We start from the raw sequence: 15,384 nt of genomic DNA, 5'->3' as shown, positions 1-15,384 counted from the left end.
GCCACGACGCACCCGCACCCGGCGACGAACCGTTCCACGCACCCCCCGCCCATTCGGCACCCGGCACAGCCGTGCGGCACAATCGCACCCGATGAGCACCTACCGCGACTTCACCGCCCCCATCGGCTCCCGCCGCGCCCCGGTCCTGCGCACCGTGGGCACCAGGGAACGCCGCTCGCACCTGACGGCGCCCCGCGTGCCCACGGTCGGTATCGACATCGGCGGCACGAAGGTCATGGCGGGCGTCGTCGACGCCGACGGCAACATCCTGGAGAAGCTCCGCACGGAGACCCCGGACAAGTCCAAGAGCCCCAAGGTCGTCGAGGACACGATCGTCGAGCTGGTCCTGGACCTCTCCGACCGGCACGACGTGCACGCCGTGGGCATCGGCGCGGCCGGCTGGGTCGACGCCGACCGCAACCGCGTGCTGTTCGCCCCCCATCTGTCCTGGCGCAACGAACCGCTGCGCGACCGCATCGCCGGCCGGCTCGCGGTCCCCGTCCTGGTGGACAACGACGCCAACACCGCCGCCTGGGCCGAGTGGCGCTTCGGCGCGGGCCGCGGTGAGGACCACCTCGTCATGATCACGCTCGGCACCGGCATCGGCGGCGCGATCCTGGAGGACGGCCAGGTCAAGCGCGGCAAGTACGGCGTCGCCGGGGAGTTCGGCCACATGCAGGTCGTCCCCGGCGGCCACCGCTGCCCGTGCGGCAACCGCGGCTGCTGGGAGCAGTACAGCTCGGGGAACGCCCTGGTCCGGGAGGCCCGCGAGCTGGCCGCCGCCGACTCGCCGGTGGCGTACGGGATCATCGAGCACGTCAAGGGCAGCATCGGCGACATCAGCGGCCCGATGATCACCGAGCTGGCCCGCGAGGGCGACGCCATGTGCGTCGAGCTGCTCCAGGACATCGGGCAGTGGCTCGGCGTCGGCATCGCGAACCTCGCCGCGGCCCTCGACCCGTCCTGCTTCGTCATCGGCGGTGGGGTCAGCGCCGCCGACGACCTCCTGATCGGCCCCGCGCGCGACGCCTTCAAGCGCCAGCTCACCGGCCGCGGCTACCGACCCGAGGCCCGCATCGTCCGCGCCCAGCTCGGCCCCGAGGCCGGTATGGTGGGCGCCGCCGACCTGGCCCGGCTGGTCGCCCGCCGGTTCCGCCGGGCCAAGCGGCGCCGCGTGGAGCGGTACGAGCGCTACGAGCGGTACGCCGAGGCCCGCCGTACGTCCCGGGAGTCGCTGTGACGGAATCCCTGCCCCACCAGCCCGGCCCCCCGGAGCCGACCGGCCCGGCGGCGGAGGGCCGTCGGCACATGATCCGGCGGCGCGCGCTCACCTTGATCACCATCGTGCTGCTCATCGGCGTCCCGGCCGGCTACCTCGCGATCTCCGCGAGCCAGAGCCGCGACAGCGGCAGGGACAAGGAGGCGAAGTACGCGGCGACCGGCATGACCCAGGGCTGGCCCTCAAAGTTGCAGCGCCGCATCTACGAGGTGCCCGTCCCGGTCCCGTCCGAAGAGGTCGCGTACTACGAGACGAACAACTGGCGGACCAGCCGGCTCTACGTCCAGTTCGAGACCACCGATGCCGGCCTCGACGTCTTCCTGGCGGGCCTCGGCGTCGACCGGGACGCGCTGAAGAAGGACCGGATCGCGATCAGCGACCGGGCCCAGCGGGTCACCGGCTGGCAGTTCGGCGGGTCCGGCTCCTGGTGGGGCGTCGTCAACGAGCAGGAGGACCCGGCGCCGACCCAGGACGTCGTCGTGAACATGGAAAATCCGGACTACCCGATGGTCTACGTCGTCTCGCACACCGTTCCGTAGCGTCCGGCGGCCCGGGGGCCCGGCGGCCCGGGGCCCGGCGGCAGGCCGCCGGAGCCGATTGTCAGACCCCGCCCGTAAAGTCGAAGACATCTGATCGGGCAGACGGGCGGGAGGTGACAGGACGTATGGCCGACGTGGCCGTTACGGAGGCAGGGCGGGCCGGGGCGCCGACGGCGTCCGTCCCCGTCCGGCTCGCGGCCGTCTTCCTGCCCGCGCCGCTCCCGCGCGAGGGGCGGATCGCCTTCTGGGACGCCGACGGCGGGCCGGTCGACACCGCCCTCCTCGGCGACGGGCCCACGGACGGCTCGCCCGGAGCCGCAGCGGCGGCCGAGGACACGGGGGGAGCCGGCACCGGGGAGGCGGACGGCGACCGGTCCGGCGGGCCGACGGAGCTGACCGTGGTGCGGCGGCACGGCGCCGGGGTGCGGCGCGGGACCGCGCCCGCCCTGTCGCTGCCGCTCGCCGAGGCGCTGCCGCTGCTGGTGCGGGCCCGGCACGATCCGGCCGCCCACCCGGCCACCGCCTGCTGGGGCGCGGCGGCCCTGCACGCCCTGCGGCTCACCGCGCGCGGCCGGCTGCTGCCCGGCCTGACCGCGACCGGGCACGACGCCTGGCGGGCCGGACCGCTCGACCCCGACGACATCGCACACCTGCGGGCCGTGGCGGCCGCCCTGCCCCCGGAAGGCCACGCGGTCCCGCTCGACGGCCCCGGACCGATCCGGCTGCCGGAGCCGGAAGCACTGGTCCGCGCGTTCCTGGACGCGGTCGCCGACACCCTGCCCCGCACCCCCGCCGCCCCCCATGCCACGGGCCGGCCGTTCGCCGCACGCGGGGCCCAGCGCCTGCCCGACGCCCACGACTGGGCCGCGGAGGTCGCCGCCGGCATGGACGCGGGCGTGCGGATCTCGCTCCGCTTGGACCTGTCGGCGTACGACCTGTTCGACCGGGAGGAGGCCGGCCGTCCAGGAGACGGGGGAGGCGGTGCGGGGGGCGTGCGCAACGCCGGAGCGGCCGTCGTCCAGGTGCACAGCCTCGCCGACCCCACCCTCGTCGCCGACGCGGCGGACCTGTGGTCGGGGACGGCCGACGCGGCGTTCGGGGCCCGCGCGCGCGTGGACACCGCCCTGGCGGTACGGCGCGCGGCCCGGGTCTGGCCGCCGCTGGACCGGCTCACCGAGCAGGACGTGCCCGACGTGCTCGCCCTGTCCGAGGAGGAGGTCACCGACCTGCTCGGGGTGGCGGCCGGGCGGCTCGCCGCCGCCGGGGTCGCCGTGCACTGGCCGCGGGACCTGGCCCAGGACCTCACGGCGACCGCGGTGATCAGGACGGCGCCCGGTTCGGCGACCGACGGCACGGGGTTCTTCGAGAGCGAGGACCTCCTCCAGTTCCGCTGGCAGCTCGCGATCGGCGGCGACCCGCTCACCGAGGCCGAGATGGACACCCTCGCGGAGGCCCACCGTCCCGTCGTCCGGCTCCGGGACCGCTGGGTGCTGGTCGACCCGGCGCTCGTCCGCCGGGCCCGCAAGCGCGAGCTGGGCCTGCTCGACCCGGTCGACGCCCTGTCCGTCGCCCTCACCGGCAGCGCGGAGGCCGACGGCGAGACGGTCGACGTGGTGCCCGTCGGCGCGCTGGCCGCCCTGCGCGACCGGCTGACGGCAGGCGTGCGCCCCGCCGAACCGCCGCCCGGCCTGCACGCCACCCTGCGCGACTACCAGCTGCGCGGCCTCGCCTGGCTCCACCTCATGACCTCGCTCGGCCTTGGCGGCTGCCTCGCCGACGACATGGGCCTCGGCAAGACCGTCACCGTCATCGCCCTGCACCTGAAACGGGCCCGCACCGAACCGACCCTGGTGGTCTGCCCGGCCTCCCTGCTGGGCAACTGGCAGCGGGAGATCGAGCGGTTCGCGCCCGGCGTCCCGGTCCGCCGCTTCCACGGAGCCGACCGCACCCTCGACGACCTGAGCGGCGGCTTCGTCCTCACCACCTACGGCACCATGCGGTCCGCCGCCACGACCCTGGCCGAGCAGCCCTGGGGCATGGTCGTCGCGGACGAGGCGCAGCACGTCAAGAACCCGTACTCGGCGACGGCGAAGGCCCTGCGCACCATCCCGTCCCCGGCGCGGGTGGCCCTGACCGGCACCCCCGTGGAGAACAACCTCTCCGAGCTGTGGGCCCTGCTCGACTGGACCACGCCCGGACTGCTCGGCCCCCTGAAATCCTTCCGCGCCCGGCACGCGCGCGCGGTGGAGAACGGCGAGGACGACCAGGCGGTGGAGCGCCTCGCCCGGCTGATCCGCCCCTTCCTGCTGCGCCGCAGGAAGTCCGACCCGGGCATCGTCCCGGAGCTGCCGCCGAAGACCGAGACGGACCACCCGGTCCCGCTCACCCGCGAGCAGGCCGCGCTGTACGAGGCGGTGGTGCGCGAGTCGATGCTCGCCATCGAGGAGGCCGAGGGCATGGGCCGCCGCGGGCTCGTGCTCAAGCTGCTGACCTCGCTGAAGCAGATCTGCGACCATCCCGCGCTGTTCCTGAAGGAGGAGCACCCGCCGGGCGGCGCCGAACGGATGACCGCCCGCTCGGGCAAACTGGCGCTGCTGGACGAGCTGTTGGACACGGTGCTCGCGGAGGACGGCTCGGCGCTGGTCTTCACGCAGTACGTCGGCATGGCCCGCCTCATCACCGCGCACCTGACCGCCCGGGCGGTCCCGGTCGACCTGCTGCACGGGGGCACGCCGGTGCCGGAGCGCGAGCGGATGGTGGACCGCTTCCAGAGCGGCGCGACCCCCGTCCTCGTCCTGTCCCTGAAGGCCGCCGGCACCGGCCTCAACCTCACCCGTGCCGGTCACGTCGTGCACTTCGACCGCTGGTGGAACCCTGCGGTGGAGGAGCAGGCCACCGACCGGGCGTACCGGATCGGACAGACGCAGCCGGTCCAGGTCCACCGGCTCATCACCGAGGGCACGGTCGAGGACCGCATCGCCGAGATGCTCCAGTCCAAGCGGGCCCTGGCCGACGCGATCCTCGGCTCCGGGGAGTCGGCCCTCACCGAACTGACGGCCCGTGAGCTGTCCGACCTCGTGTCCCTGCGGAGGCCGTCGTGACCCCCCGGCCCGCCGACGAGGCCCGCCGCGCCCTGCGGGAGGCACGGGGGCGAGGCGAGCCGACGAGCGGTGACGGCGACCGCGGGGCGCCGTCACCGCCCCGGTCGTCGTCGCCGTCGTCGCCGGCCCCGGCCGCGGATCCGGCCGCGGGGCGGGAGGGGGTCTCGGAGCAGACGCCGGGGGACCCCACCCCGTCACGCCCCGGGGACATGGCCCGCGCCGCACTGCGTAGCGCGCGCACCGCACGGCATACGGGGGCGGACGACCCCGCAGACGTCCCTGACACGCCACACGACGCCCCCGGCGAGCCCGACGCCGCCAACGCCTCCGACACGCCGCCACCGGGTCCACTCCCGGCCGGTTCGGCGGCCCTGGGAGATCGCGGAGTCCCGGCGGAACCGGTCGCCCCGGTCGCCTCGCCAGACCGAGCCGACCCGACGGGCTCGGAGGACCCTCAGCCCGGCGGGGAGCCGACAGTTCCCGGCGAGAAGACCGCCGGGACCGACGACACGACCGAACCGGACAGCTCGGACGGTTCGGACGGCTTGGACGGTTCGGGCGGTCGAGGTGTTCCCGACGGGCCGTCGTCCCCCGGCTCAGTCGGCGCGCGGTCCGCCCGTCCGGCGGACGTGGCGCGCGAGGCGTTGCGGGCGGCGCGTCGGCAGGCGAAGGCGGACGCGGCGTCCGAAGGCGGGTCCGCCAACAGCGCGGCACCCGCGCGGCGTTCGTCCCGCCCGGCCGGTGGTCAGCGGCCAGCGCGCGGCCCGGCCACCGCCGACGCCCGCGCCCGTGCCGTACGCGACTTCGCCGCGGGCGCCTTCCGGCTGCCCCCGGAGGAGGACCCGGCCGAGGAGGCCCTGCCCGCTGGGGAGTCGGCCGGTGGGCCGGTCGCCGAGGTGCGGGAGGTCGCGCGCCGGGGGTCGGGTTCGTCGCCCGGGGGCGACCGTGCCGCGGCTCGTGCGGTACGGGGCTTTGCGGCGGGCGCCTTCCGGCTGCCCCCGGAGGAGGACCCGGCCGAGGAGGCCCTGCCCGCTGGGGAGTCGGCCGGTGGGCCGGTCGCCGAGGTGCGGGAGGTCGCGCGCCGGGGGTCGGGTTCGTCGCCCGGGGGCGACCGTGCCGTACGGGGTTCCTTCGCGGGCGCCTTCCGGCTGCCCCCGGAGGAGGACCCGGCCGAGGAGGCCCCGCCTGCCCGGGAGTCGGCCGAGGGTTCCGCCACCGAGGGCTCCGCCACCGGAAGCAGTGCCTCGGAGGGCCCGGCGGCCGCCCACCCGGCGCCGGAGCCGTCGCCCGGCGCCGACCACAGTGCCGGAGCCACCGGTGCCGAACGCAGTGCCGGATTCGCCGCCGACGGCGGTCATGTCGGCGGATCCGCCGACGACGGTCGTACCACCGGGGGCGCCCTCGCCCCCGCACGGGCCGGGCACGCGTCGCGTTCGGAAGGGGCGGGGTCCGTCGCCGAGTGGTCGCGGCGTTCGCAGCAGCAGCAGCAGCCGGCGGCGGCGCGCGGCCGGGACGGCTCCGTGTCGGCCGCGCAGCCCCGCGCACCTCGTTCGATGGCTGCCCCGGACCGCGACGGCGACCTCCGCCGCACCTTTGCCGCGTTGCCGCCCCGGGAGGCCGCAGACGAGGGCTTCGCCGGGACCTGGTGGGGAAACGCGTGGGTGACGGCGCTGGAGGAAGGCGCCCTGGACGCCGCCCGGCTGGAGCGCGGGCGCGGCTACGCGGAGCGGGGACACGTCGACGCCATCACCGTGACGCCGGGGCTGGTCCTCGGCTACGTGCAGGGCAGCCGCGCCCGGCCGTACCGCGTCCAGGTGCGGCTGCGGACGCTCGGCGACGCCGACTGGGACCGGTTCCTGGACGCCGCCGTCGAACGGCCCGGGCACATCGCCGCCCTGCTCGACAAGGAACTGCCGCACTCCCTGGCCGATTTGGCCGACCGCGGCGTCCCGCTGCTCCCCGGCCCCGGCGACCTCACCCCGCAGTGCAGCTGCCCCGACTCCGGTCACCCCTGCAAGCACGCCGCCGCCCTCTGCTACCAGACGGCACGTCTGCTCGACGCCGACCCCTTCGTCCTGCTCCTGCTGCGCGGCCGGGGCGAGCGCGCGCTGCTCGACGCCCTGTCCCGGCGGAACGCGGCCCGCGCGGCCCGTGCGGCCCAGGACCGCGGACCGGCGCCCCTGCCCGGCGTCCGGGCCGGTGCGGCCCTGACCCCGCGCGCCCTGCCGCCCCTCCCGCCGCCGCTGCCCGCGCCCCCGCACCCCGAGCAGCCGCCTGCCTACCCGGGCGCACCGGGCGGCCCCGACCCGTTCGCGCTGGACCAGTTGGCCACCGACGCGGCCGCCCGCGCGCACGCCCTGCTCACCACCGGACGGGACCCGGTCGGCGGACTGACGCTGTGGCAGGACGCCGTCCGGCTCGCCGCGGCGCGCCCCGGCTCCGGGCTCACCGCGGGCACCCGCGCGCTCTACGCGTCCCTCGCCTCGGCCGCCGGGCGCGACACGGCGGAGCTGGCGCGGGCCGTCGCCGCCTGGCGGCAGGGCGGACCCGAGGGCCTCGACGTCCTGGAGGAGCCCTGGGACCCGCCGGCCGGCCGGTTCGACCGCGCCCGCCCCCTGCTGCTCGCCGCCGATCTCCCCGCCTTCCGCCCCTGGCGCAACCGCCTCACCCACCCCCGGGGCCATGTCCAGCTCAGACTCGGCCGCGCGGGGCTCTGGTACGCGTACGAGTCGGAGCCCGGCCGCGAGGACTGGTGGCCGCGCGGCACACCCGACCTCGACCCGGTCGGCGCCCTGACCGGCCTCGGCACCCGAGTCGACCTCTGACCCTCCCCGACCGCCCGGGCGCGAAGTCGGCGACGTGGGCGTTGTCTTACGCCTGCCGGATGTATAGCCTCACCCATGGCATGTGACATTGCACAGTGGGATGCGTGCGCGAGGAGGAGCCGTTGACCCGGAAAGTCGTCGTCGTGGGCGCGGGAGTCGTCGGAGCCGCCTGCGCCTTCCACGCCGCCTCGGCGGGCCTGGACGTCACGGTCACCGACCGCGGCCCCGTCGGCGCCGGGACGACGAGCCGCGGAGAGGGCAACGTCCTCCTCTCCGACAAGGAACCCGGCCCCGAACTGGCCCTGGCCCGCCTGAGCCGCACCCTGTGGGACGAGGCCGGCCAGGAGCTGGGCCCCGACACCCTCGAACTCGAGCCCAAGGGCGGCCTGGTCGTCGCGAGCGGCGCCGAGAACCTCGCGACGCTCCGGGAGTTCGCCGCCCGGCAGGAGGCGGCCGGCGTCCGCGTCGAGCGGGTCGACCGGGTGCGGGACCTCGAACCCCACCTCGCACCCGACATCCCCGGCGGTGTCCACTACCCGCAGGACGCACAGGTGCAGCCGGTGCTGGCGGCGGCCGCGCTGCTGCGAGCCGCCCTGCGGCGCGGCGCGCGCTTCCACCAGGGCGAGGTGGCCGGGGCGGTGACCGGCCGGGACGGCCGCGTCACCGGTGTCCGGACGGCCGCAGGTGACGTGCTGCCCGCCGACGCCGTCGTCAACGCCGCCGGGACCTGGGGCGGTGAGGTCGGCCGACGGCTCGGCGCTCCCGTCGAGGTGCTGCCGCGCCGCGGCTTCGTCCTGGTGACCGAACCGCTGCCGCCGATGGTCCGGCACAAGGTCTACTCCGCCGACTACGTGGCCAACGTCGCCTCCTCCGACGCCGGACTGGAGACTTCGTGCGTCGTGGAGGGCACCCGCGGCGGTACCGTCCTCATCGGCGCCAGCCGGGAACGCGTCGGCTTCGACACCACGATGAACACCGCCGTGGTCGCCAGGCTCGCGGCCCAGGCGTGCCGGCTCTTCCCCTTCCTGCGCGGGGTCCATCTGATGCGCGCCTACCGCGGGTTCCGGCCGTACTGCCCGGACCACCTGCCGGTGGTGGGCCCCGACCCGCGCGTGCCGGGCGTCGTCCACGCGTGCGGGCACGAGGGAGCGGGCGTCGGACTGGCCCCCGGAACGGGCGCGCTCGTCACCGCCCACCTGCTCGGCCGGCCCTGGCGCGGTGCCGACCCGGCCGCCCACAGCGGCCTTCTCCCGGACCGTTTCCTCACCCCCGGAGGTGTGCCCCAGTGACCGAGATGATCGTCGACGGCCGGCCCCTGCCGTTCGTCGAGGGACAGACCGTCGCCGCGGCCCTCGTGGCCACGGGCCGCCTCGCCTGGCGCACCACCCGCGTCGGGCACCGCCCGCGTGGCGTCTTCTGCGGCATCGGCGTCTGCTTCGACTGCCTCGTCACCGTCGACGGAGCCCCCGGGCAGCGCGCCTGCCTGGTGCCGGCCCGGCCGGGTATGACCGTCACGACCGGGGAGGGCGACGATGACTGACCCCGCGGACCTGATCGTCGTCGGCGCGGGCCCGGCCGGCCTGGCCGCCGCCGCCACCGCGCTGGCCGGTGGACTGCGCGTCGTACTGCTGGACTCGGGAACCGCCCTCGGCGGTCAGTACTGGCGCCACCCGCCCGAGCACGCCCGAGCGGCCGTACCGACCGACGACCTGCACCACGGACTGGACCGCTACCGCGCCCTGTGCAAGGCGCTGGCCGCACACCGGACGTCGGGCCGGCTCGACCTGCGCCTGGAACACCATGTGTGGTCCGCCGTCCGTGACGGCGACGGGTTCGCCGTCCACGCCGTCGACCGCCACGAGGCACCGCGGGAGACCGCCGTCGTCCTGCGGGCGCCGAGACTCCTGGTCGCCACCGGCGCCTACGACCGCCCACTGCCCTTCCCGGGCTGGGACCTTCCCGGGGTGCTGACCGTCGGCGGACTACAGGCGCTGCTCAAGGGCGGCTCAGTGGCGGCCGGAAGCCGCGTGGCGCTGGGCGGCACCGGCCCGTTCCTGCTGCCGGTCGCCGCCGGTCTCGCGGCGCGCGGCGTCGAGGTCGTCGAGGTGTGCGAGGCGGCCCACCCGCGGGCGTGGCTGCGACACCCCGGCCCGCTGCTGCGCAACCCCGGCAAGTGGGCCGAGGGCGCCGGGTACGCCGCCGCACTCGTACGCCACCGCGTCCCCCTGCGCCCGCGCACGGCGATCGTCGCCGCGGAGGGCGGCGCACGCGTGACCGCGGTACGGATCGCCTCGCTGGCGCCGGACGGCAGCCCGCGGCCGGGCACGGGACGACGCGTCGAGGTCGACGCCGTCGGCGTCGGCTGGGGTTTCGCGCCCCAGCTCGACCTGCTCGTCCCCCTCGGCTGCGCCCTCACCGAGGCGGCCGACGGCAACGCGGCGGTCGCGGTCGACGAGGGCCAGCGCACCACCGTCCCCGGCCTCTACACCGCGGGCGAGACGTGTGGAGTGGGCGGGGCGGCGCTCGCCGTGAACGAGGGCCGGCTGGCCGCGGCGTCCGTCCTCGCCGACTCGCGCGCCACTCGCGTACCGGCGAACAAGCACCTGACCGCCCTGCGTTCGGCGGTGGAGCGACAGCGTGCCTTCGCCCGGGCCATGGCCCTGGCCCATCCGCTTCCTCCCGCCTGGTCCTCGTGGCTGACCGACGAGACGGTCGTGTGCCGCTGTGAGGAGGTGACCGCCGGGACGGTCCGCAGCGCCCACGCCGACGGCGCACACGACCACCGGCAGGTCAAGCAGCTGACCCGGGCCGGGATGGGCTGGTGCCAGGGCCGGATGTGCGGGCCCGCCGTGCACTGCCTCACGGCACGGCGGCGGGCCTACGAGCCCGCGGAACGGCTCGTCGCGACGCCCGTCACCCTCGGGGCGCTCGCCGACCTCGACGAAGTACCGCCGACACCTCAAGTACCGCAGGCACTGCCGACACCGCAGGCGTCGACGGCCAACGGTGTGACCGACAAGGAGTGTTCATGAGCGAGACCCGCAAGCCCTGGCACGGCGTCATCGTCGCGACCGGCCTGCCGTTCCACGACGACCTCTCGGTCGACTTCGCGGCCTACGGCGAGAGCGTCGCCCACCTCGCCGAGCAGGGGATGCACGGCGTCGCACCGAACGGGTCGCTGGGCGAGTACCAGACCCTCACGTACGAGGAGCGCGACCGCGTCGTCGAGACCGCCGTCGCGAACGCACCCGAGGGGTTCACCGTGATGCCGGGCGTCGGCGCGTACGGCGGCCGGGAGGCCGAGCGGCACGCCAGGTTCGCCAAGGACGCGGGCTGCCAGGCCGTCATGTGCCTGCCGCCCAACGCCTACCGCGCCGACGACCGCGCGGTGCTCGAACACTTCGAGCGGGTGGCGTCGGTGGGCCTGCCCGTCACCGCGTACAACAACCCCATCGACACCAAGGTGGACCTGCGCCCCGACCTGCTGGCGAAGCTCCACGCCGAGGGGTTCGTCGTCGGGGTCAAGGAGTTCTCCGGCGACGTCCGGCGCTGCTACGAGATCTCCGAGCTGGCCCCCGGCCTCGACCTCATGATCGGCACCGACGACACCGTCCTCGAGGTCGCCCTCGCCGGCGCCAAGGGCTGGGTCGCCGGGTACCCGCAGGTCTTCCCCCGGGCCTGTCTCGCGCTGTACGAGGCGTCCGTCCGGGGCGATCTGGAGACGGCGCTGCCGCTCTACCGCCAACTGCACCCGGTGCTGCGCTGGGACAGCAAGACGGAGTTCGTCCAGGCCATCAAGCTCGGCCAGGAGATGACCGGCCGCCGCGGTGGTGTCTGCCGCCCGCCGCGACAGCCGCTGGCTCCCGAGACGGAGGCCGTCGTGCGCGCCGCCACCCAGGCCCTGATCGACGCGGGGGTGAACTGACGATGCGCTCGACGGTCTGCTACCACGCCGTCGACTCGCACACCGAGGGCATGCCCACCCGCGTGATCACGGGCGGGGTGGGCGTCCTGCCCGGCGCGACGATGTTCGAGAAGCGGCAGCGGTTCGTCGCCGAACGCGACCACCTGCGCACCCTGCTCATGTGCGAACCGCGCGGCCACGCCTCGATGTCCGGGGCCATCCTCCAGCCGCCCACCCGGCCCGACGCCGACTACGGCGTCCTGTTCATCGAGGTCTCCGGCTGCCTGCCGATGTGCGGGCACGGCACCATCGGGGTCGCGACGGTCCTCGTCGAGACCGGCATGGTCGAGGTGACCGAGCCGGAGACCCTGGTACGGCTCGACACCCCGGCGGGACTGGTCACGGCCCGGGTGCGGGTGCGCGAGGGCCACGCGGAGTCGGTGACCCTGGAGAACGTCGCCTCGTACAGCCACGCACTCGACCAGGTCGTCGACGTCCCCGGGTACGGGGAAGTGCGCTACGACATCGCCTACGGCGGCAACTTCTACGCCTTCGTCCGCACCGACGACCTCGGCATCCCCTTCGAGCGGGCGCACAAGCAGCGGCTGCTCGACGCCGGGCTGGCCGTCATGGACGCGGTCAACAAGCAGAACCCGGTGTCCCACCCGGAGAATCCGGAGATCGACGTGTGCCACCACGTCTACCTCGAGGCTCCCGGATCGACCGCCGAGCACTCACGGCACGCCATGGCGATCCATCCGGGATGGTTCGACAGGTCGCCCTGCGGCACCGGCACCAGCGCGCGGATGGCGCAGCTGCACGCCCGCGGTCTGCTCCCGGCGGGGCGGGACTTCGTCAACGAGTCCTTCATCGGCTCCCGGTTCGTCGGCCGGGTCCTGGGGGAGACGACGGTGGGCGACCGCCCGGCCGTCCTGCCGTCCGTCACCGGCCGCGCCTGGATCACCGGCACCGCGCAGTACCTGCTCGACCCCTCCGACCCCTACCCGGCGGGTTTCACGCTCTGAGCCGCCCCGGGTGCGTCGCCGGTGTCCGCCGCGCCGTCCGCCCACAGCGTGCGGACGTGGGTGAGATGGCGGCGCATGCACTCCTCGGCCTCGCGGGTCCGGCCGGCCACCATCAGGTCCAGCAGCTCGACGTGCTCCTGCGCGGACGCGACCAGCCGCCCGGTCTCGTTCAGGGAGCCCAGACCGAACAGGCGTGAACGCTTGCGCAGGTCGGCCACCACCGCCACGAGGTGGTGGTTGCCGGCCAGCGCCAGCAGTTCGAGATGGAACCGGTGATCGGCCTCGAGGTACTTGAGGACGTCGTGCTCCCGGGCCGCGGTGACGATCTGCTCCGCCAGCGGGCGCAGCGCCTCCAACTGCCCGGCGGTCGCCGTCGCGGTGACGCGTCCCACGGTGGGAACCTCGATCAGGGTCCGGATCTCGGTGAACTCGTCGAGGTCCCGCTCGGTCATCTCGGTGATCCGGAAACCCTTGTTGCGCACCGCCTCGACCAGCCCCTCCCGGGCCAGGTCCAGCATGGCCTCGCGCACCGGAGTGGCGGAGACGCCCAGTTCCGCGGCGAGGGTGGGGGCGGAGTAGACGACACCCGGTCGCAGGTCGCCGGCGATGAGGGCGGCCCGCAGCGCGTCGGCGACCTGATCGCGCAGATGGGTCTGGACGGAGATCGCCTGTGAAGAGAGGTGCGGCATCCGTGCTCCTGCGTCCGTCCAGCCAACGATCCCTCACTATACAATGTCACGTTGCGTAGGCCGTCCGGGTTGACTCCACGATGTCCGGTTATCGACGGTGCGCGGTAATTGCCTGGACCGTGACCCCTGTCCGACGGGAGACTTCCCGCTTCCGAACCTCCGGGAGTGTGATGGGGACAACAGACACGCGAGGGCCGGCGCCGGGCAGGAGCGCGGTCGTCCTGGCGCTGCGCCACTACGGCCGGGAACTGCTGCGACTGCGACGACTGGCCCTGCCCGCGCTGCTGCTGCCGGCCGTGGGCAACATCGGCATCCGCTACGTCGCCCCCCTGCTGATCGCCAAGTTGGCCGGGCAGGCCGCCGAGGGTGACGGTCTCGCCCTCGGCCCGGCTCTGCCGTACGTGCTGGGCTTCGGTGTGACGCTGCTGCTCGCCGAGGCCCTGTGGCGGATCGGGCAGCACTGCCTGAACCGGGTGGACGCCCTCGGCATGGAGCACCTGTACGTGAGCGGCATGGACGAACTCCTCGCCAAGGACGCCGCGTTCTTCCACGACAACTTCGCCGGCTCCCTCACCAAGCGGGTCCTCAGCTACGGCAAGCGCTTCGAGGACTTCGTCGACACCGTGACGTACCGGATCGTGGGCAGTCTCGTGCCCCTGGTCTTCGGTGCCGTGGTGCTGTGGAGCTACGAACCGATGCTCGTCGTCGGCCTGTTCGTGATGATCGCGCTGACGGTGGCGGCCGCGACGCCGCTGATCCGGCGCAGGCAACGGCTCGTCAACGAACGGGAGGCCGCGATCGCCCGGGTCTCCGGCCATGTCGCCGACAGCCTCATGAACATGGAGACCATCCGGGCCTTCGCGGCCGAACGGCGCGAGGCCGGCGAACACCGCAGCCGGGTCGCGGACTCCCGGCGCCTGACCCTGAAGTCCTGGGACTACGGCAACCTGCGCGTCGACACCCTGATCGCGCCCATGTCCGTACTGACCAACGTGCTGGGCCTGCTGGTCGCCCTCGCCTTCGGCGGTCCCGGTCAGGGAGTGGAGGAGGTCGTCGTCGCCTTCACCTACTACTCCAACGCCACCCAGATCATGTTCGAGTTCAACCAGATCTACCGGCGGCTGGAAAGCTCGATGACCGAAGCGGCCCAGTTCACGGAGCTGCTGCTGGACCCGCCCACGGTGCTCGACGCCGACGCGCCCGAACCCCTCGCACCGCGGGACACCGGCATCCGCTTCGAGGCGGTGACCTTCGCCCACACCGGTGCGAAGCCGATCTTCCAGGGACTCGACCTCGACGTGCCCGCGGGCGCCCGGATCGGCCTGGTCGGCAGGTCGGGCGGCGGCAAGACCACGCTCACCCGGCTCCTGCTGCGGATGTCCGGCCTCGACCGCGGACGCATCCTGATCGGCGGTCAGGACATCAGCCGGCTGCGCCAGTCGGACCTGCGCTCGCTGATCGCCTACGTCCCGCAGGAACCCGCCATGTTCCACCGCAGCCTGCGGGACAACATCGCCTTCGCCCGGCCGGGCGCCACCGACGAGGAGATCCACGCGGCCGCCGAGGCCGCGCACGTCACGGAGTTCGCCGGTCAACTCCCCGACGGCTTCGGCACGCTGGTCGGGGAGAGAGGGGTGAAGCTGTCCGGCGGGCAGCGCCAGCGCGTCGCCCTCGCCAGGGCCCTCCTGCGCGACGCCCCGGTACTGCTGCTCGATGAGGCGACCAGCGCGCTGGACTCGGAGAGCGAACTCCTCGTCCAGGACGCCCTGTGGCGGTTGATGGACGGCCGCACGGCCCTGGTGGTCGCCCACCGGCTGAGCACCGTCGCCGGCATGGACCGGCTCGTCGTCCTCGACCGCGGGCGCGTCGTCGAGCAGGGCAGCCACCAGGAACTGCTCGCGACGGACGGTGCCTACGCCAGACTCTGGCAGCACCAGTCCGGCGGCTTCCTCGGCGAGAACACCGGGACCGAGTCGGAGGCGGCCCTGGAACGCCCGGTCGCCTGACGGGCCCGCGGTCACG

The 15,384-nt window shown here is 74.8% G+C and carries 11 protein-coding genes; 10 read left to right on the top strand and 1 reads right to left on the bottom strand.

Features of this window, described 5'->3' with window-relative positions; genetic code table 11:
• Nucleotides 1-91 precede the first annotated feature (91 nt).
• The 9 genes from B9W62_RS07515 to B9W62_RS07475 all read left to right on the top strand — a co-directional run bounded on the left by B9W62_RS07515 (nucleotide 92) and on the right by B9W62_RS07475 (nucleotide 12,673).
• The gene (locus B9W62_RS07515; RefSeq protein ID WP_087806381.1) at nucleotides 92-1,240 is read left to right on the top strand and encodes an ROK family glucokinase; all 1,149 of its coding nucleotides are present in this window, start codon (nucleotides 92-94) and stop codon (nucleotides 1,238-1,240) included.
• Nucleotides 1,237-1,818 (top strand): sugar kinase, encoded by a 582-nt coding sequence (locus B9W62_RS07510; protein WP_107424196.1) that lies wholly within the window; start codon nucleotides 1,237-1,239, stop codon nucleotides 1,816-1,818. Before B9W62_RS07515 ends, B9W62_RS07510 begins: the two co-directional genes overlap by 4 nt.
• A gap of 125 nt (nucleotides 1,819-1,943) precedes the next feature.
• On the top strand, nucleotides 1,944-4,919 hold the full coding sequence (locus tag B9W62_RS07505) for a DEAD/DEAH box helicase (protein WP_087806379.1): 2,976 nt from the start codon (nucleotides 1,944-1,946) through the stop codon (nucleotides 4,917-4,919).
• A 629-nt stretch (nucleotides 4,920-5,548) separates the two neighbouring features.
• A complete protein-coding gene (locus tag B9W62_RS40635; protein WP_256976225.1) occupies nucleotides 5,549-7,744 on the top strand; it encodes an SWIM zinc finger family protein in 2,196 nt (731 codons plus the stop codon).
• Nucleotides 7,745-7,866: 122 nt separating this feature from the next.
• Nucleotides 7,867-9,033 carry an NAD(P)/FAD-dependent oxidoreductase gene (locus B9W62_RS07495; protein WP_087806377.1) on the top strand — a complete coding sequence of 389 codons (1,167 nt, stop codon included), beginning with the start codon at nucleotides 7,867-7,869 and terminating at the stop codon, nucleotides 9,031-9,033.
• Nucleotides 9,030-9,284, top strand: a complete 255-nt coding sequence (locus B9W62_RS07490) for a (2Fe-2S)-binding protein (protein WP_087806375.1) — start codon at nucleotides 9,030-9,032, stop codon at nucleotides 9,282-9,284. Before B9W62_RS07495 ends, B9W62_RS07490 begins: the two co-directional genes overlap by 4 nt.
• On the top strand, nucleotides 9,277-10,776 hold the full coding sequence (locus B9W62_RS07485; protein WP_256976224.1) for an FAD/NAD(P)-dependent oxidoreductase: 1,500 nt from the start codon (nucleotides 9,277-9,279) through the stop codon (nucleotides 10,774-10,776). The genes B9W62_RS07490 and B9W62_RS07485 overlap by 8 nt, the downstream gene beginning before the upstream one ends.
• Nucleotides 10,773-11,669 carry a dihydrodipicolinate synthase family protein gene (locus B9W62_RS07480; RefSeq protein ID WP_087806373.1) on the top strand — a complete coding sequence of 299 codons (897 nt, stop codon included), beginning with the start codon at nucleotides 10,773-10,775 and terminating at the stop codon, nucleotides 11,667-11,669. The genes B9W62_RS07485 and B9W62_RS07480 overlap by 4 nt, the downstream gene beginning before the upstream one ends.
• 2 nt (nucleotides 11,670-11,671) lie before the next feature.
• Nucleotides 11,672-12,673: a proline racemase family protein gene (locus B9W62_RS07475; protein ID WP_087806371.1), complete on the top strand. Its 1,002-nt coding sequence runs from the start codon at nucleotides 11,672-11,674 to the stop codon at nucleotides 12,671-12,673.
• Here the strand turns inward: B9W62_RS07475 and B9W62_RS07470 are convergent.
• Entirely contained in the window at nucleotides 12,649-13,362 is a 714-nt protein-coding gene (locus tag B9W62_RS07470; RefSeq protein ID WP_087806369.1) for a GntR family transcriptional regulator, read from the bottom strand. The two genes, B9W62_RS07475 and B9W62_RS07470, sit on opposite strands and share 25 nt — an antisense overlap.
• A 170-nt stretch (nucleotides 13,363-13,532) precedes the next feature.
• Here B9W62_RS07470 and B9W62_RS07465 point away from each other — a divergent pair, with 170 nt between their 5' ends.
• Nucleotides 13,533-15,368, top strand: coding sequence for an ABC transporter ATP-binding protein (locus tag B9W62_RS07465; protein ID WP_087806367.1), 1,836 nt, complete (start codon nucleotides 13,533-13,535; stop codon nucleotides 15,366-15,368).
• The last annotated feature ends 16 nt before the right edge of the window (nucleotides 15,369-15,384 follow it).

The organism is Streptomyces sp. CS113 (assembly GCF_002188365.1).
Lineage (GTDB): Bacteria > Actinomycetota > Actinomycetes > Streptomycetales > Streptomycetaceae > Streptomyces > Streptomyces tendae.
Note: the sequence above shows the minus strand (reverse complement) of the source record. Positions and strands in the feature narration are given on the sequence as shown.